21 protein-coding genes and 1 pseudogene are annotated in these 14710 nt (G+C 70.2%); 14 read left to right on the top strand and 8 right to left on the bottom strand.

Translation table 11 applies throughout. The features are described 5' to 3' along the window. Positions 1–112: 112 nt before the first annotated feature. Together HD597_RS66735 and HD597_RS17490 are read left to right on the top strand one after the other, a co-directional pair. Positions 113–439 (top strand): NAD(P)H-binding protein, encoded by a 327-nt coding sequence (locus HD597_RS66735; protein ID WP_372513372.1) that lies wholly within the window; start codon positions 113–115, stop codon positions 437–439. Beyond that, complete coding sequence (locus HD597_RS17490) at positions 373–651, top strand: NAD(P)H-binding protein (protein ID WP_253743458.1); 279 nt, start codon at positions 373–375, stop codon at positions 649–651. Before HD597_RS66735 ends, HD597_RS17490 begins: the two co-directional genes overlap by 67 nt. A gap of 45 nt (positions 652–696) precedes the next feature. Here the strand turns inward: HD597_RS17490 and HD597_RS17485 are convergent, their stop codons facing one another. Continuing rightward, the gene (locus HD597_RS17485; RefSeq protein ID WP_253743456.1) at positions 697–1092 is read right to left on the bottom strand and encodes a MerR family transcriptional regulator; all 396 of its coding nucleotides are present in this window, start codon (positions 1090–1092) and stop codon (positions 697–699) included. A 76-nt stretch (positions 1093–1168) separates the two neighbouring features. Between HD597_RS17485 and HD597_RS17480 the strand changes: the two genes are divergently transcribed. Further along, positions 1169–2092 carry an NAD(P)-dependent oxidoreductase gene (locus HD597_RS17480; RefSeq protein ID WP_253743454.1) on the top strand — a complete coding sequence of 308 codons (924 nt, stop codon included), beginning with the start codon at positions 1169–1171 and terminating at the stop codon, positions 2090–2092. 60 nt (positions 2093–2152) lie between these two features. On the opposite strand, the gene HD597_RS17475 is transcribed toward HD597_RS17480, so the two are convergent. Together HD597_RS17475 and prcB are read right to left on the bottom strand one after the other, a co-directional pair. Beyond that, positions 2153–3457, bottom strand: a complete 1305-nt coding sequence (locus tag HD597_RS17475; protein WP_253743452.1) for a M50 family metallopeptidase — start codon at positions 3455–3457, stop codon at positions 2153–2155. 108 nt (positions 3458–3565) lie between these two features. Next, entirely contained in the window at positions 3566–4414 is an 849-nt protein-coding gene (gene prcB / locus HD597_RS17470; RefSeq protein WP_253743450.1) for a proteasome subunit beta, read from the bottom strand. A gap of 493 nt (positions 4415–4907) precedes the next feature. Here prcB and HD597_RS66730 point away from each other — a divergent pair. Further along, positions 4908–5099: pseudogene (locus HD597_RS66730) on the top strand (hypothetical protein); the annotation flags it as partial. A gap of 45 nt (positions 5100–5144) precedes the next feature. On the opposite strand, the gene HD597_RS64520 reads toward HD597_RS66730, so the two are convergent. Continuing rightward, positions 5145–5273, bottom strand: a complete 129-nt coding sequence (locus HD597_RS64520) for a hypothetical protein (RefSeq protein ID WP_276082945.1) — start codon at positions 5271–5273, stop codon at positions 5145–5147. Between the two features lie 164 nt (positions 5274–5437). On the opposite strand from HD597_RS64520, the gene HD597_RS17465 reads away from it, so the two are divergent. From HD597_RS17465 to HD597_RS17435, 7 genes are all read left to right on the top strand, one after another. Then, positions 5438–5620, top strand: coding sequence for a hypothetical protein (locus tag HD597_RS17465; RefSeq protein ID WP_253743448.1), 183 nt, complete (start codon positions 5438–5440; stop codon positions 5618–5620). A gap of 421 nt (positions 5621–6041) precedes the next feature. Further along, on the top strand, positions 6042–7241 hold the full coding sequence (locus HD597_RS17460; protein ID WP_253743446.1) for a Cmx/CmrA family chloramphenicol efflux MFS transporter: 1200 nt from the start codon (positions 6042–6044) through the stop codon (positions 7239–7241). Between the two features lie 186 nt (positions 7242–7427). Next, entirely contained in the window at positions 7428–7754 is a 327-nt protein-coding gene (locus tag HD597_RS17455) for a PadR family transcriptional regulator (RefSeq protein ID WP_253743444.1), read from the top strand. Beyond that, the gene (locus HD597_RS17450; RefSeq protein ID WP_253743442.1) at positions 7751–8107 is read left to right on the top strand and encodes a DUF1048 domain-containing protein; all 357 of its coding nucleotides are present in this window, start codon (positions 7751–7753) and stop codon (positions 8105–8107) included. The genes HD597_RS17455 and HD597_RS17450 overlap by 4 nt, the downstream gene beginning before the upstream one ends. A gap of 1 nt (position 8108) precedes the next feature. After that, positions 8109–8435: a DUF1048 domain-containing protein gene (locus HD597_RS17445; RefSeq protein WP_253743440.1), complete on the top strand. Its 327-nt coding sequence runs from the start codon at positions 8109–8111 to the stop codon at positions 8433–8435. 161 nt (positions 8436–8596) lie between these two features. Continuing rightward, positions 8597–8917: a hypothetical protein gene (locus tag HD597_RS17440; RefSeq protein ID WP_253743438.1), complete on the top strand. Its 321-nt coding sequence runs from the start codon at positions 8597–8599 to the stop codon at positions 8915–8917. 117 nt (positions 8918–9034) lie between these two features. Further along, complete coding sequence (locus tag HD597_RS17435; RefSeq protein WP_253743436.1) at positions 9035–9640, top strand: CGNR zinc finger domain-containing protein; 606 nt, start codon at positions 9035–9037, stop codon at positions 9638–9640. Between the two features lie 32 nt (positions 9641–9672). On the opposite strand, the gene HD597_RS17430 is transcribed toward HD597_RS17435, so the two are convergent. Both HD597_RS17430 and HD597_RS17425 read right to left on the bottom strand, forming a co-directional pair. After that, positions 9673–10146, bottom strand: a complete 474-nt coding sequence (locus HD597_RS17430; RefSeq protein WP_253743435.1) for a GNAT family N-acetyltransferase — start codon at positions 10144–10146, stop codon at positions 9673–9675. A 205-nt stretch (positions 10147–10351) separates the two neighbouring features. Further along, positions 10352–10636 carry an SDR family oxidoreductase gene (locus HD597_RS17425; RefSeq protein WP_253743433.1) on the bottom strand — a complete coding sequence of 95 codons (285 nt, stop codon included), beginning with the start codon at positions 10634–10636 and terminating at the stop codon, positions 10352–10354. A 428-nt stretch (positions 10637–11064) separates the two neighbouring features. On the opposite strand from HD597_RS17425, the gene HD597_RS17420 reads away from it, so the two are divergent. Then, positions 11065–11451 carry a hypothetical protein gene (locus tag HD597_RS17420; protein WP_253743431.1) on the top strand — a complete coding sequence of 129 codons (387 nt, stop codon included), beginning with the start codon at positions 11065–11067 and terminating at the stop codon, positions 11449–11451. A 27-nt stretch (positions 11452–11478) separates the two neighbouring features. Further along, complete coding sequence (locus HD597_RS17415) at positions 11479–11898, top strand: hypothetical protein (RefSeq protein WP_253743429.1); 420 nt, start codon at positions 11479–11481, stop codon at positions 11896–11898. Positions 11899–11984: 86 nt separating this feature from the next. On the opposite strand, the gene HD597_RS17410 is transcribed toward HD597_RS17415, so the two are convergent. Continuing rightward, positions 11985–13688 carry a SpoIIE family protein phosphatase gene (locus tag HD597_RS17410; protein ID WP_253743427.1) on the bottom strand — a complete coding sequence of 568 codons (1704 nt, stop codon included), beginning with the start codon at positions 13686–13688 and terminating at the stop codon, positions 11985–11987. 79 nt (positions 13689–13767) lie between these two features. Continuing rightward, on the bottom strand, positions 13768–14190 hold the full coding sequence (locus HD597_RS17405) for an ATP-binding protein (protein WP_253743425.1): 423 nt from the start codon (positions 14188–14190) through the stop codon (positions 13768–13770). A gap of 215 nt (positions 14191–14405) precedes the next feature. Between HD597_RS17405 and HD597_RS17400 the strand changes: the two genes are divergently transcribed. Beyond that, positions 14406–14696 carry a dihydrofolate reductase family protein gene (locus tag HD597_RS17400; protein ID WP_253743423.1) on the top strand — a complete coding sequence of 97 codons (291 nt, stop codon included), beginning with the start codon at positions 14406–14408 and terminating at the stop codon, positions 14694–14696. Positions 14697–14710: the final 14 nt, after the last annotated feature.

The following is a 14710-nucleotide window of genomic DNA, read 5'->3' as shown; positions in this document are numbered from 1 at the left end:
GGGGCGAATGTCACACCATGGCGGCACGCTCGAACCTATGACCGTCCGGACCCTGCTCAGCCGCGTCTGAGCCGGACGCGCCACTGCCTCCAGCTCACCACAAGGAACCTCCATGAAGCTCACTGTCTTCGGCCCGGCCGACCGCATCGGGCAGCACGTCCTGGCCCAAGCCATCGCCGCCGGTCACGACGTCACGGCGGTGGCGCGCGATCCGGCGAAGCTCAGCCCCGGCGTACGTGCCATCACCAGCGACCTGAGCGCTCCCGACCCGGCGGTCCTCGAGCCGGCCGTCAGGGGCGGGTCGGCGTCTCCACCGTCGCCACCCCGGGCCGCCCCCGGCCGCCCAGGCGCGAGGCCGGCACCGGGTTCGTCATGCGGCATCTCAGCGTTCCCCTGCTCAGGCACGTGCTCGGCAAGCATTTCGCCGACGTCGCGCTGATGGAGGAGTTCCTGCGCGGCAGCGATCTGGACTGGACAGTCCTGCGGGTGCCGCGCGTGGTCGACGCACCTGCCACCGGACGTGTCCGGACCGCGTACGGCCGGCCGCTGCGGGCGGCCTTCCGCATCGGCCGGGCCGACGCCGCACAGGTGATGCTGAGACTGGCCGGACAGCCCGAGACCGCGGGGACGGTCGTCACGGCCGCCGACTGACGCGCTGATCGACCCCGAGGTCTTCGACGCCGCCGTCGTCCCCCGCTACCTGCCCGCGAAGGCCCTGCCGGCGCTGATGATCCCCGTCAGCGCCGACCGTACGTCGTGCAGTTCGGCGATCTGGGTGTCGATGCGCCGTTGCTCCCGCTCGAACGCGGCGATCAGGTCCTCGCAGCCGGGCGCGAGGAACTCTCCGTCGTCGACCATGCAGGGCAGGATCTCTCTGACCATGTCGCTGTTGAGGCCCGCCGAGAGCAGGATCCGGATGCGGCGCACCGTTTCGACGTGCTCGTCGGTGTAGTCGCGGTATCCGCCGGCCGTCCGCCCGGGAATCAGCAGGCCCTTCTCCTCGTAATAGCGCAACGCCCGGGGGCTCACCCCCGTGCGCCGTGCCAGAGCGCTGATCCGCACCCGTCGCCGCCTCTCCGACTTGACCTTCACGTCAACGTGAACCTTTAGCGTAACGGAGACGCGCCGGGAACCCCCTGGCGTCCTCGAACGACGGGAGAACACGACAGTGACGCAGCAGCTCTCGCCCGCGCCGGTGACCGTGCTGGGCATGGGGCCCATGGGGCGGGCCATCGCCGCGGCGTTCCTCGCCGCCGGTCACCCGACGACGGTGTGGAACCGTACCGCCGGCAAGGCCGGCGAGCTGCTCGCCCGCGGCGCGGTGCAGGCTGGCAGCCCGCTGGCCGCGCTCGGCGCCGGCGAGCTGGTCATCGCCTGCGTCATCGACGCGGACGCGGTGCACACCATCCTCGACCGGGCGCTGGCGGAGTCCGGCCGGTCACGGCTGCCCGCCACCACGCTGGTGAATCTCACCTCTGAAGGGCCTGGGCGCACGCGCGAGCTGGCAGCGAGAGCGGACGAACTGGGCCTGCTCTACCTGGACGGCTCGATCATGACTCCGGCGGCGGCCATCGGCACGCAGGCGACCCGCGTTCTCTACAGCGGGCCCGCCGCCCTCTTCGACCGCCACCGTCACACGCTGTCGGCGCTGGGCGGCGCGGCGGTCCATCTCGGTGACGACCCCGGGCGCGCGGCGAGCTTCGACGTCGCGCTGCTGAACCTGTTCTGGACGTCGATCGCCGGTCTGATGCACTCCTTCGCGCTCGCGGCGCGGCAGGACGTGCCGGCCTCCGCTCTGGCGCCGCACGCCCAGCAGATGGCGGGACTGGTCGCCGACCTGCTGCCCGGGCTCGCGGCCGAGATCGACGCCGGGCGCTTCTCCGGGGCGGAGTCGGCCTCGCTGACCTCGGTCGCCGCGAGCCTGGACCACATCGTTCACACCTTGGAGGAGGCGGGAGTCTCACCGGCCGTCGCCCGGGCCGCCAAGGACGCCGTGGACGCCGCGGTGTCGGCCGGCCACGGAGGCGACTCCACCGCCCGCCTCGCCGAGTTCCTCGGCCGTGGCGATGCGGGCGTAGTGCCGCGGACGTAGTGTCGCAGGCGTCGTGCCGCGGACGGCGGGCCGCGGACGGCGGGCCGCGGACGGCGGGCTTCAGCGGGTGAGCGTGAGCGGGTTGACCAGGTCGGCGTAGATCAGCAGGCCCGCCATGATCATCATCACGATCGCCATCGCGTACGTCAGCGGCAGCACCTTGGCGATGTCGACGTACTTGGGCTTCGGCCGCCGCATGACCCTGGCGTAGGCCCGCTTGAGCCCCTCCCAGAGCCCGCCGGCGACGTGCCCGCCGTCGAGAGGCAGCAGCGGGATGAGGTTGAACAGGCCGATCGCCAGGTTGAAGCCGCCCAGCAGGCTGACGAAGGTGGCCATCTTCTCCCGGTCCGACAGGTCGGAGGCCAGGATCTCGCCGCCCATGCGGCCCGCGCCGACCACGCCCACCGGGCCCTCGGGGTCGCGCTCCTCGCCCGAGAAGGCGGCGTGCCAGACGCCGGCCATCTTCTCCGGCAGGTTGAGCAGCGAGCTCGCCACCCGGCCCGTCAGCTCGCCCATGTAGCCGATGACCTGGCCGACGCTCTGCTGCTGCATCACCGTGGTGGGCCGCATGCCGAGGAAGCCGACGTTCCTGTCGATCTTCCCGGGGTCGTCGAGGCTGGGCCGGTCCTGGCCGACGAGCGTGACGGCGAGCGTCATCGGCCGGCCGTCGCGCACGATGCCGAGCTCGGCAGGGCCGGGGCCGTGGGAGCGGACCCGGCGGACGGCCTCGTCCCAGGAGCCGATCGTGGCGCCGTCGAAGGAGACCAGGTGGTCGCCCGGCCTGAGGCCCGCCTGCGCGGCGGGGGTGGGCCGGTCGCCGGGCCTGCAGGCGGTGCGCTGCTCGGAGCTGGGGATCACGCACGTCTCGGTGCTGGGCGAGACGATCGGCGCCTCGGCGGGCAGGCCGATGCCGACCAGCAGGATGGTGAAGAAGACGAACGCGAGCACGAAGTTCATCGCCGGGCCGCCGGACATGATGATGACCTTCTGCCACCACTTCTTGCGGTAGAAGACGCGGCCCTCGTCGCCCGGCCGCACCTCTTCCTGCGCGGCGTCGCGGGCCGACTCGATCAGGCCCTGCCACGGGCCGGTCGCCGTGCTCCTGAGCGTGCCCGGCTCGTCGCCGGGACGCGGCGGCAGCATGCCGATCATGCGGATGTAGCCGCCGAGCGGGATCCACTTGACGCCGTACTCGGTCTCGCCCTTGCGCCGTGACCAGGCGGTCGGGCCGAAGCCGACCATGTACTGGGTCACCTTGACGCCGAAGAGCTTGGCCGGCAGGAGATGGCCCAGCTCGTGCAGCGCGATGGAGAACATCAGCCCGAGAAGGAAGACGATGATCCCCGCAAGGTAGAGCCAGTTCATCTAGACGCGCTCCCCGCAGACGACGTTCAGAACAGCTCAGATTAGTGCAATGCGCCGCGCCCAAGGTCGTCTTCGTCCTCGAGACGCCCTTGGGCGCGCGGCCAGGTGCTATCGCAGCGGGGCGATGGGGCCGTCGGGCGAGATCAGGCGGGCTTCGAGCAGTTGCTCCACGTGACCGGCCACCTGCTGATCGGTCAGCCTGCGGAACCCGTCGGCGTCGATCACGGACACGATGGGCCAGATCTTCCTCGTCACGTCGGGCCCGCCGGTCGCCGAGTCGTCGTCGGCGGCGTCGTACAGCGCCTGGATCAGCGTCATCACCATGTCGTCGGCCGACGCGCCGTCGCGGTACAGCTTCTTCAGCGACCCGCGCGCGAAGATCGAGCCGGACCCGATCGCGTCGTACCTCTCCCGCTCGTACGGGCCGCCCGCCACGTCGTAGCTGAAGATGCGCCCCTCGTCCTTGCCGGGGTCGTAGGCGGCGAACAGCGGCACCAGCACCAGCCCCTGCATCGCCATCGCGAGGTTGCCGCGGATCATGTTGGCCAGCCGGTTGGCCTTGCCGGCCACCGACATCGACCGGCCCTCGACCTTCTCGTAGTGCTCCAGCTCCACCCGGTACAGCCGCGCCATCTCGATGCCCGTGCTGGCCGTGCCCGCGATGCCCATGCAGGAGTAGTCGTCGGCGCGGAACACCTTCTGCATGTCGCGCTGCGAGATGATGTTGCCCGACGTGGCCCGCCTGTCACCCGCCATGACCACGCCGCCGGCGAACGTGGCGGCCACGATCGTGGTCGCGTGCGGAACCTGGTCGCCGATCGGCGTGGCCAGCACCTCGTCCCGCCGCGGCAGCAGCTCAGGCGCGTACGAGCCGACGAACTCCGTGAACGACGAGTTTCCGGTGTTCTGGAAGAGCTGGTTCACCAAGCCGGCGGGCAGATCCCTGTGCGACACCACGCGATTACCTCCAAAGGATCAGTGTTCCTAAGGCGACCCTACTCATGTGGAGTCGCGTGAGTGGACGTCATGAGCACTTGTCTCCTGATCGGTGAGGAACCGGATGTGCATCCGGGGACCGAGAGCTGACCTCGATGCCAGGCACCCCTGCCCGCCCGCGCGGCGCGCGCCGTGCCCGGGTGACGGCGGCCTGGCATCCTGCGGCTGTAGAGCGCTGACCGGGGAAGAAGGGGATGATGACGGAGGCTCCGACGCGACGGCAGGAGAGCGCGGACGCGGCGATCGAGACACTGGCCGCGGACGGCATGCGCGGGCTCACCCACCGGGCCGTCGACCGGCCGCCGGGCTGCCGGAGGGTTCCTGCTCCTTCCGGGCTCGGCAGGCGCTGCTCCAGGCGACTCTCGGTCGCATCCTCGAGCTCGAGGTCGCGGAGATCATCGCCCTTGCCGAGGTGAGCGGGGACAACCCCGCGGACAGAGCTGTCGAGCTGGCGATGCTCGCCGCGCCTGCCAGGCCGGCGAGGTCACGTTCGAACCTGGGCGCGGCGAGCTTCGCCGGACGCGACCTGCGCAAGGTCTTCCCTGATCACTGGTCGTTCCTGCCGGGCGAGATCGCTCTCTACAGCTTCGTCCTGCTGCTCACCGGCGCCTTCCTGACGTTCCTTTGCAAGCCGAGCATGGGGCACGTCAAGGCGATCTCGCTGCCGCTGGCCGGGACGTACCTCCACGTACTACGGCGTGCTGTGGCCGACGGGAGCCAACGACGAGATCTCGGCCAGCTTCCACAGCTCGCTCTTCGCGATGACCTGGATCGGGCGGATCGGGGTCTTCGTCCTGCCGTTCCTCGCGTACATCGTCACCTACCGTCCGTGCCCGGCCCTGCAGCGCGACGACGCCGCGCTCGTCTCCCACGGCGTCGAGTCGGGCGTGATCAAGCGGCTGCCGCACGGCGAGTTCGTCGAGGCGCACGTGCGGTTGGACGAGGACCGCGAGGCGCACAGCAGGGGGAAGGCGGCGATCCCCCGTGATCGCCGGGGCCGGCGCGGTGCCGCCTCCCGGGCAGCGCGGACCGTTCGGCCGCCTTCGCGCCCGGATGAGCCGCACGTGTGGCGAGGAGAAGATCCCGCCGGAGGCCGGGCCTCGCGCGGGGCACGAGCAGGCCGCTGTGAGCGTGGATTCCCGCGAGGACGAGGCGGCGACCCGCTGACTCCGCACCCCGGACGTGGAAGCCGCGTCCGGGGGCACCGCCGGCCGACGTGGTAGACGGGAATAACGTCCGCATATGCCATTGGACGGTCTCCGGAAGCGCCGCTACAGTGTGGAGCCATGTCCAGTCCTGAGGCGTCAAGACGCTAGCCACCGGTCGCCCGGTGGCTTCCCGGGGTGTCACGCGGCAGCGTTCTCGCTGATTCCGCGCCTTTTTCGTCGCCTCCGCCGCCGGTTCACCGAGACACGGACTCTTCTCCCGGTAATTCCGCCGTTTCGTCACGGCGTCGAGCCGGTTTCCCTCACGCGGTGAGCTCTCCGTGCATTCCGCCGTGCGGACGTTTCGTGCGGACGTTTCGTGCGGCCTTCGTGAACGGCGTGCCCGCGTTTCTTCGTGAGCTCATTTACGGAGTCGACTGCTCATGCCCTTTGCCATTTACATTCTCGGCCTGGCCGTATTCGCCCAGGGAACGTCCGAGTTCATGTTGTCCGGGCTGCTCCCGGGCATCGCCGCGGACCTCGGCGTGTCCGTCTCGGCCGCCGGCGCGCTGACGTCGGCCTTCGCCGCGGGAATGATCGTCGGAGCGCCGCTGATGGCGGTGCTCAGCATGCGCTGGCCACGCCGGCTGGCGCTGCTCGTCTTCCTGGTCGCGTTCATGCTGGTGCACGTCGTCGGCGCGATCACTCCCAGCTTCTCCGTGCTCCTGGTGACCCGGGTGCTCGGGGCGCTGGCCACCGCGGGGTTCCTGGCCGTGGGGATCGCCACGGCGACCGGCATGGTCGCGCCGGACGCCAAGGGGCGGGCGACCTCCGTCCTGCTGGGAGGCGTCACGCTCGCGTGCGTCGCCGGGGTGCCCGCCGGCGCCGTGCTCGGGCAGGCGCTCGGCTGGCGGGCGGCGTTCTGGGCCGTGGCCCTGATCTCGCTGCCGGCCGTCTTCGCCGTCCTGCGCCTGGTCCCCGGCGCCGTGCGGGCTGACGCGGACGTCCCCCACGCCGCCCGGCCCAGTGCCGGGCGCGAGCTGCGGGCGCTGCGCCGCCCCCGGCTGCTGGTCGTGCTGCTGCTGGGCGCGCTGGTGAACGGCGCCACGTTCTGCACCTTCACCTACCTGGCTCCGCTCGTCGTCGGCGTCAGCGGCTTCTCCGAAGGCTGGGTGCCGGCGCTGCTGGCGCTGTTCGGCGCTGGATCGTTCGCCGGGGTGACCATCAGCGGCCGGCTGTCCGACACCAGGCCGATGTGGGTGCTGATCCCGGGCGGGATCGCCCTGCTGGCCGGGTGGGCGCTCTTCGCGGTGACGGCCCACAACCCGGTGGCCGCGCTGGTGCTCGCCCTCGTCCAGGGGACGCTGTCCTTCGCCGTCGGCTCGACGCTGATCGCCCAGGTGCTGTACGCGGCGGTGGAGGCGCCCTCGCTCGGCGGCTCCTTCGCGACCGTGGCGCTCAACGTGGGCGCGGCGGCCGGCCCGGCTCTCGGCGGCCTCGCCATGGCCGCCGGGTCCGGCTACCGCGCGCCGTTGTGGGTCAGCGCCGCGCTGGTGGCGGCAGCCCTGGTCACAGCCGCGCTCGCCGAGGCGGTCCGGCGCCTGCGGAGCACGCGGCGCGAGGTCGCCGACGTCACCGCATGACGGTCACGGGCGGCCCGTGAGGCGGGTTGCCCCGTTCCCCGGCCCGGACCGACCATCGGTCCGGGCCGGGCTGCCCCTGGCCCGGCGGTCCGTGCTCGCCGCCTGCCGGCCGGTTTTGCCACTACTCGGTGGTACTGTATAGTGCTACTTGGTAGCACAAGGTACCGGGAACAGAAGAGGACCCTGGTGGAGGACCTGACGGAGATGCTGAAGGGCACGCTCGAGGGCTGCGTGCTCGAAATCATCGGCAGCGAGGAGACCTACGGGTACGCCATCACACGCCGGCTGAACGAACTCGGCTTCGCCGACGTCGTCGAGGGGACGGTCTACACCATCCTCCTGCGCCTGGAGAAGAAGAACCTCGTCCAGGTGACGAAACGACCGTCCGAGCAGGGCCCGCCCCGCAAGTTCTACGCGCTCAACGACGCGGGCCGCAAAGAACTCGCGACGTTCTGGGCGAAATGGAAGTACATCACCTCACGGATCGACAAGCTCAAGGAGGGCGGACGATGAATTTCTGGGACACCATCACCGGCAACGATCTCACCAGGGAATGGAAGGCGTTCGAAGCCCGGGCCGCGGCCTTGCCGGCCGACTACCGGGCGGCGTGGGAGGAGATCAAGGCCCATCTTTCTCTCTACGGCGATTTCACGGGCCGGAACCTGATGCCGATTCTCGACGGCGCTCTGGGGCTGCTCGAGGAGACGGCGGCCGACGGGCAGAGTATTCACGAGGTGCTGGGCGACGACATCGCGGGCTTCTGCGCGGCGCTGGCCGGCGGAGAAGGGGCTCGCAACTTTCGCGACCGTTGGCGCGAGCAGTTGAACAGGAATGTCGCCAGGAAATTGGGCCGGTTGGGAGGCTGACGTGGGCATCCGGGACATCATCGAGGGCAAGAAGCAGTGGCGGGCGCACCTGGCGCGGGTCAAGGCGCTCCCGCCGGACTATCAGATCGTCTACAAGGAGATGCAGAGGTACTTCTTCAAGGTGGGGCCGGTCGAGCTGACCGACGGGTCCCTGCTCTCGGGGATCCTCGACTTCTTCGAGGAGGGCGTTGCGGCCGGCAAGGGGGTCCTGGAGCTCATCGGCGACGACGTCGCCGCCTTCGCCGACGACCTGATCAAGGACTCGCGCACCTTCGCGGACATCTACCAGGAGTCCACCAGCGGGAAACCCGGCACAGCCGAGAAGTAGCGCCTGAGCTGCTGCGGTCGGCATGACCAGGAGGGCCGTCCGGCCTGCTCCTCATCAATACCGGCCTCGGTCCAGCCATCATCACCGGCTCTCAGGTATGGCTGGACAACAAACCCATCGGCCCCTGGGAAAGAGGAACCGCACGCAAGGTGCGCCATTTCATGGATCCCTATCCCTGCGCCTATGGCCTCCTTGATCGGATGGCGCTCGAATCCGGGTACGAGGCGTTCCTCATAGAGATGGACAACTTCGACCGGGAGGCACATGCGCAGTTCGGGCGCCTGGTCGAGCACAGGCTCGACATCGAGATCCGCTACGAATCCCTGTACGGCGGCGAGGGCTACGTGGTGACAACGCGATCGACCGCGTGGCGTACAGCGACACTGCGTGTGCCGGACCCCAGCGTGCCACCGCGTCCTCTGCCTCCTCCCCGGTCTCCGGCCAAGCCCGCCGGCGGGCCCGCCGCCGGGTGCGAGCGATGACCCCTGCGAAGAAGGAGCCGGGTCACCGGTAGGTGAGCGCCCTCAGCGAGCCGTAGCGGGGGCCCAGAGGTGCGTCGAGGCTGGCCAATGCCGGAGAAACCTCTTACCTTCGGCAATATGGTTACTTCGGCCACGAAGATGCGGCCGCCGTGGCAGGACGGCCACTTCGTCGGCGGCCACCCGGCTCTGGATCTCACCAATACCGTCTTCGACCGCAACCACCCGGCAGAGAACGGGGAACTGCTGAAGGACCCCTCGGACGTCCTGACGTGGTGCGCGTCGGCGGGCCTGGCCGAAACGGTGCCGTCCTTGCCGGAGGCCTCCGCGAGCGAGTTCGTGACGGAGGTCCGCGCCGTCCGCGAGCAGGCGTGGGCCGTGTTCAGCGCGGTCGCGCACGGCGAGGCGGTGCCCGCCGCCGCGTTCGGCGCGCTGCTGGAGCGGGCCGGGGCAGGCGTGCGGTTGGAACAGGTCAAGCCGGCCGGCACCGGGCCCGGCCGTTTCACCACGGAGCGGACGGCGCCGGAAGGGATTCCCGCGACGCTGTCACTGCTGGTGATCCATGCGGTGTTCACCCTTCCGCACGACCGGATCAGGGCGTGCGGAAGATGCGGCTGGTTGTTCCTGGATTCCTCCCGGGGCGGGCGCCGCCGCTGGTGCAGCATGAGCATCTGCGGAAACCGCGAGAAGGCGCGCCGTCACCGTCAGAGCCGGAACCAGCACTGACCGGCAGCGTGCCTTCTCGCGCTTTCCCGGTGTCAGGCGAGTTTCCGCCGCATGATGGGCCGGTCCTTACGCGGACGGGCCACCTCGGAGAATCCGGCCTTGAGAAAGGCGCTGGCTATCCCGGTCATCGCCGTGTCCGCGCCCGCCCGTTTCCCGTCGCGGGGTTCGACGGGATAGCCTTCGGCGGTCGTGTAACCCGCGGAGGCCGCGTAGCCACAGACCGCTTCCAGCACGGCCGGCAGCAGCCCGGCGCCCCGGTGCTTCTTGTGGACGAGGACGCACGCGAGCGCGCAGACCGGCTCGTCGTCGATGTTCGACAGGAGCGGCGAGCGTTCCAGTCTCGGAAACGAGGAACGCGGCCCGAGCGAGCACCATGCCACCGGCGCGTCGTCGTCGTAGACGATGACGCCAGGCGCCGGCTCGCGCTGGGCGAGACGGCTCATGGCCTTCTTGTTGCCCTCTCCCTTTCCTTCCATCCATTCCGCGATGGACAGCCGCCAGTGCATGCACCAGCACCCACGGGCGCCTCCGTTGTCCCCGAGAACCGTCTCGAAGTCGCTCCAGGTCTTCTTGGACAGCTCCTTGACCGTCAGGGGGCCGGACGTCGTTCGCTTGCCACGTGCGTTCATCGCCGCACCGCCGATCTACGTGAGCGTTTCGGTGACCACACCTCCTCTGCCCTCCTTGAGCAGAGAACTAACCGTTATATGGCTAATATGGGTTACTCAGAGGGCTCCGCGCGAGCCAGTCCCGGTAGGTGGTGCCGGCGATGCGGGCGCCGTCCTTGGCGACCAGGGCGAAGCCGGAGGCTGCGGCGAACATGCCGGCGTCGTTGTCGGTGACGACGGTGCGGGGGTCGCCCTGCGCGACGTCGGCCGCGGCCATGGGCTGCACGAGGGCGGGTGGCAGGCGGACCGTGTGCTCGTCGCCGGTCCAGGACAACACGTCGTCGACGTACTCGAAGAACTGCGTGGCCCGTACGATCGAGTACGGCACGGGCCCGAACCTGAGCAGGCGCCAGCGACTTGTGCAGGCCCGCCCCGCTGAGCAGGTCAAGGCCCGTGGACGGCGAGTGCGGCACCGCCTCGTGCCCGCCCGCGTTCAGGAGCTCGACGACCCGCGAGCCGATGAGGCCGGTCCCACCGATGACAGCGATCTTCATTGCATCGACCTTCTTCGTTCTCCGGGGCTGTGAAGGGTTCACTCGCCTGACGAGACCGGACGGTCACGCGAGTCGTGACGCGCCCGTCCGGCGGCCACCGCCGCGCGCGGGTCAGCGGGACGCACTGAAAGGGCCACGGGTTCACGTGCGACGGGGCAAGAAACCTTGATCGAACGATCCGGGGTGGCGAACGGCCCGGCCGCCTGCGCGAACTTACGTTTCGTTATGGCTTCCATTCAGCCGTAACAAAGGGGGATTCCTCATGCTTCGTCGTGCTCTTGCGGGCTGCCTCACGCTCGCCGCCACCGGTCTGGCCACCATCGCCGGCCCCGCGGCCCATGCCGACTTCAAGGCCCCGTACGCGCAGGCCGCCGCGATCATCGACGCGGACGGTTCGCTCAACGAGGGCAAGAACGTCGTCAAGTCCTGGCGGGCGGGCACCGGCCGGTACTGCGTGCAGCTCAGCCACCACGTCGACGCCCGCGACTCGGTGGTCCAGCTCACCCCACGCCACGCGCTGCGCCTGCCGCACATCGCCTACCGTCACCCGTCGGCCACCTGCCGGCTCGACAACACCATCACCGTCAACGTCTACAGCACCCACACCAGCCGCCTCGCCGACAGCGGCTTCGACCTGCTGATCCCGTAGCTTCCACAGAAAGGACACGCAACCGACATGAACACCATCAGGCGATTCGCCACCGGGGCACTCGGCGGCGCCACCGCCGTGGCGGCCGCCGCGCTCCTGGCGCCGATGGCCGCGTCCGCGGACACTCCCTACGCCCAGGCCTCCGCGATGGTCGAGGCCAACGGGTCGGTGGCCAACAGCAAGCACGTGGACGACGTCTGGCACCCGTCCCGGGGCGTCTACTGCGTCATCGTGAGCCACCTCGTCGACCTGCACGGCGACGTGGCCATCCATGTCACGCCCATCGGCCGCTACGACCACCCGCGCTCGATGTCGGTGGAGCGCGGCGGGGACGAGTGCGTCCGGCACGACCTGCACCACGACATGGACGACCGCACGATCACCGTCTACAGCCGGGCGAGCTCCCGGGTGCCGGCCGAGACCGCGTTCTATCTGACCGTCTCCTGAGCCGCCGTTGCGAGGCCGCGCGCGTGACCCGCGCGCGGCCTCGCCGCTGATCCGCACCCTCCCAGGCCGGGTCATCCTCCTGGCCACTACTCGGGGACGCGCAGGACCAGCATGGCGACGTCGTCGTCGTTGTCGGCCGGACGAGTGCGTTCGAACAGCACATCGCAGTAGGAGTCCAGACCACGGTGGGCCAGTGAGGCGGCGTGTCGCCGCAACCGGGTGAGGCCATGGTCCAGAGTGTGGCGATGCGACTCGACCAGTCCGTCGGTGTAGAACACCAGGGTCGAGCCCGGGGGCAGCTCCGTGACGGCGTCGGCACGGTCGGGGCGCAGCCCCGTGCCCAGGAGCAGCCCTTGCCCCTCCTCCAGGAACCGGGCCTGTCCGTCCCGTTCCACCAGCAGCGGCGGCAGATGACCGGCGTTGGTCCAGTGCAGGAGCCATCTGCCGTCGTCCGCGCGCTCCAGCCGGGCGAAGACGACGGTGGCCATGACGGCCTGGGCCATGCGGGACACCGCCTGGTCGAGCCTGTTCACGATCATGCTGGGCGGCTCCCGCTCCGCCCCGGCGTAGGCTCGCAGCATGTTGCAGACCTGCGCCATTCCCGCGGCGGCGTCCAGGTCATGGCCGACCACGTCGCCGATCACCAGCGCGGTGGTGCCGCCGGGCAGGGCGAAGGCGTCGTACCAGTCGCCGCCGACCTGAGACGCGTGCGGCGCGGGCCAGTAGCAGGCCGTCATCTGCACCCCGGCCACGGACGGCATCTGCGGCAGCAGGTGGCGTTGCATGGTCTCGGCGACGCGGCGCTGGCGTTCGTACAGGCGGGCGTTGTCCAGGGCCAGGCCGGCGCGGCGGGCGATGTCCTCGACCAGCAGCAGGTCAGCGGCGGTGAACGCGCCGGAGCGCGCGGCCCGGCCGAGGGTCAGCGCTCCGACCACCTCCCGTACGCCGCGGATCGGCGCGATGCTCGCCGAGTGCATGCCGGTCGCCTGGAAGAGCTCCTGCTGCGCGACCGCGATGCCGGAATCCGGCCGTCCTTCGTACGTGGCCGGGCTCGCCAGCGTGGCGGTGACTCCGCGCAGCGCCCGGGACAGCGGCATGGAGGATTCCTCGGGCACCGGGGGCATCGGCCCCTCCAGGTCCTCCCGGTGCACCAGGGCGCCGTCCTCATGGTGCACCACCACGGCCCGCTCGACGCCCCTGCGGTCGGTGAGCAGGTCCACGATGGCCCAGTCGCCGAGGAGCGGCACCACCAGGCGCACCAGTTGGCGCAGGATCTCCTCGGCGTTGAGGCTCGAGGTGAGCGTCGTGGTGGTCTCCGCGAGCAGGGCGAGCCGATCCAGCTCCGACATCGGCGCGATGGCCGGCGCCGGCTCCTCCGCTTCCCCGGGCGTGGCGACCTGGTGGAACACCACCAGCGCTCCGGTCCTGCCCTCGCTGGTCCGGCACGGGGTGACGACCCAGGAGACGGGGAGCACCGAGCCGTCCCCGCGCTCGAACCAGGCCTGGTCGTCGTGCAGTGTGCGGCCGGTGAGCAGGGCCTGTCTCATCAGGCAGCGGACGCGCGGCAGCGGCTCGCCCGCTCTTCCGCGGTGCAGCAGGTCGTGGGCGTCCCGGCCGATCAGCTCGGCCGCGGTGCGGTGGAGCAACAGCGTGGCGTGGCGGTTGACGCCGGTGATGCGCCCTTGGTCGTCCACCACGTACGCGGCCGCGTCGAGGAGGCCGGGCAGCGCATCGGCTCCGCTGTCTTCAGCCGAGGCAGGCGCGTCAGCCGTGCCGCGTGCGATGTTCATGGCACCATGCCTCCTTTAGTGCATCTTATGCACCATCCTTCCCATGCCCCCTCGGCGTCCCTCTTCGGGTGCCCGGCTCCTAGGGCCGGCCGGTGGCGCCGGGTCCGCCCTCCGTACTGGGGACGTGCATGGTCAGGGTGAGCAGGGAGCCCTGGCCGGTCCTGTCGAGATGGACCTGGTCGCACAGACGCTGGATGATCCACAGACCGTACCCGTGCGAGGCGGCCGGGTCGATCTTGGCTTGGTCCAGGTGATCGCGGGTCAGGTGGCCGGCCACGTCCTCGACGTGCACGGTGATGGTGCCGGGCCGGGTGCGGACGGTGAGCGTGCCGGCGGCGCCGCCGTGGTCGAGCACGTTGGTGACCGCCTCGTTGACCGCGAGCACCAGATCCATCAACCGCTCGCCGCGCAGACCGCCGGCCACGGCATAGGCGCTGACCAGGTCACGCAGGCGGCCCAGATCGGTGCTGATCGGATAGCGCAGCACCCGCTCCATCGTCATCGTCGGCCCGTCGCAGGAGGTGGGGGGTGAGGTCTTTTCGGACCATTCTCCGCTGACCGGGCGGCAGAACGCCAAACCATAACGGACGGAACCGCGACGAGATGTCGAGAACCGGTGCACGGTTCCGTCCCGGGAGCGGAGAACCGCTCCGGTTCCTCCGGCGCCGGGGCCGTCACAGCCCCGTACCGGCAGATGCCCGAAAGGACAGGTCAGTGATGCGGAAACTCGTCGTCCAGCAGTGGGTCACCGTCGACAACATCGCCGCGGAGGAGGACGGCGGGCTCGGCTTCGTCTCCGGCGAGCCCTTCTCCGAGACCACCGACAAGGCGTTCGTGGCGAGGGTGATGGGGCTCATCGACTCGGTCGACACGCTGGTCCTCGGTGCGAACACCTACGCCCAGTCCAAGGACTACTGGCCGTACGCCGGCGAGCAGGGCGAGTACGGCGAGAAGCTCAACAACCTCACCAAGTTCGTCGCCTCCTCCACGCTCGACGAAGCCCCCTAGGGCGCCTTTCCCGC

Source organism: Nonomuraea thailandensis, assembly GCF_024172165.1.
GTDB classification, from domain to species: Bacteria; Actinomycetota; Actinomycetes; order Streptosporangiales; family Streptosporangiaceae; genus Nonomuraea; species Nonomuraea thailandensis.
This window is presented reverse-complemented; position numbering and strand designations above follow the sequence as displayed.

Excerpts from the sequence above, each read along its gene's own strand:
- HD597_RS66735 (WP_372513372.1), top strand. The coding sequence starts at position 113 with ATGAAGCTCACTGTCTTCGGCCCGGCCGACCGCATCGGGCAGCACGTC.
- HD597_RS17490 (WP_253743458.1), top strand. The coding sequence starts at position 373 with ATGCGGCATCTCAGCGTTCCCCTGCTCAGGCACGTGCTCGGCAAGCAT.
- HD597_RS17475 (WP_253743452.1), bottom strand. The coding sequence starts at position 3,457 with ATGAACTGGCTCTACCTTGCGGGGATCATCGTCTTCCTTCTCGGGCTG.
- HD597_RS17460 (WP_253743446.1), top strand. The coding sequence starts at position 6,042 with ATGCCCTTTGCCATTTACATTCTCGGCCTGGCCGTATTCGCCCAGGGA.
- HD597_RS17450 (WP_253743442.1), top strand. The coding sequence starts at position 7,751 with ATGAATTTCTGGGACACCATCACCGGCAACGATCTCACCAGGGAATGG.
- HD597_RS17440 (WP_253743438.1), top strand. The coding sequence starts at position 8,597 with ATGGATCCCTATCCCTGCGCCTATGGCCTCCTTGATCGGATGGCGCTC.
- HD597_RS17435 (WP_253743436.1), top strand. The coding sequence starts at position 9,035 with ATGGTTACTTCGGCCACGAAGATGCGGCCGCCGTGGCAGGACGGCCAC.
- HD597_RS17430 (WP_253743435.1), bottom strand. The coding sequence starts at position 10,146 with ATGCACTGGCGGCTGTCCATCGCGGAATGGATGGAAGGAAAGGGAGAG.
- HD597_RS17420 (WP_253743431.1), top strand. The coding sequence starts at position 11,065 with ATGCTTCGTCGTGCTCTTGCGGGCTGCCTCACGCTCGCCGCCACCGGT.
- HD597_RS17415 (WP_253743429.1), top strand. The coding sequence starts at position 11,479 with ATGAACACCATCAGGCGATTCGCCACCGGGGCACTCGGCGGCGCCACC.
- HD597_RS17410 (WP_253743427.1), bottom strand. The coding sequence starts at position 13,688 with ATGAACATCGCACGCGGCACGGCTGACGCGCCTGCCTCGGCTGAAGAC.
- HD597_RS17405 (WP_253743425.1), bottom strand. The coding sequence starts at position 14,190 with ATGACGATGGAGCGGGTGCTGCGCTATCCGATCAGCACCGATCTGGGC.
- HD597_RS17400 (WP_253743423.1), top strand. The coding sequence starts at position 14,406 with ATGCGGAAACTCGTCGTCCAGCAGTGGGTCACCGTCGACAACATCGCC.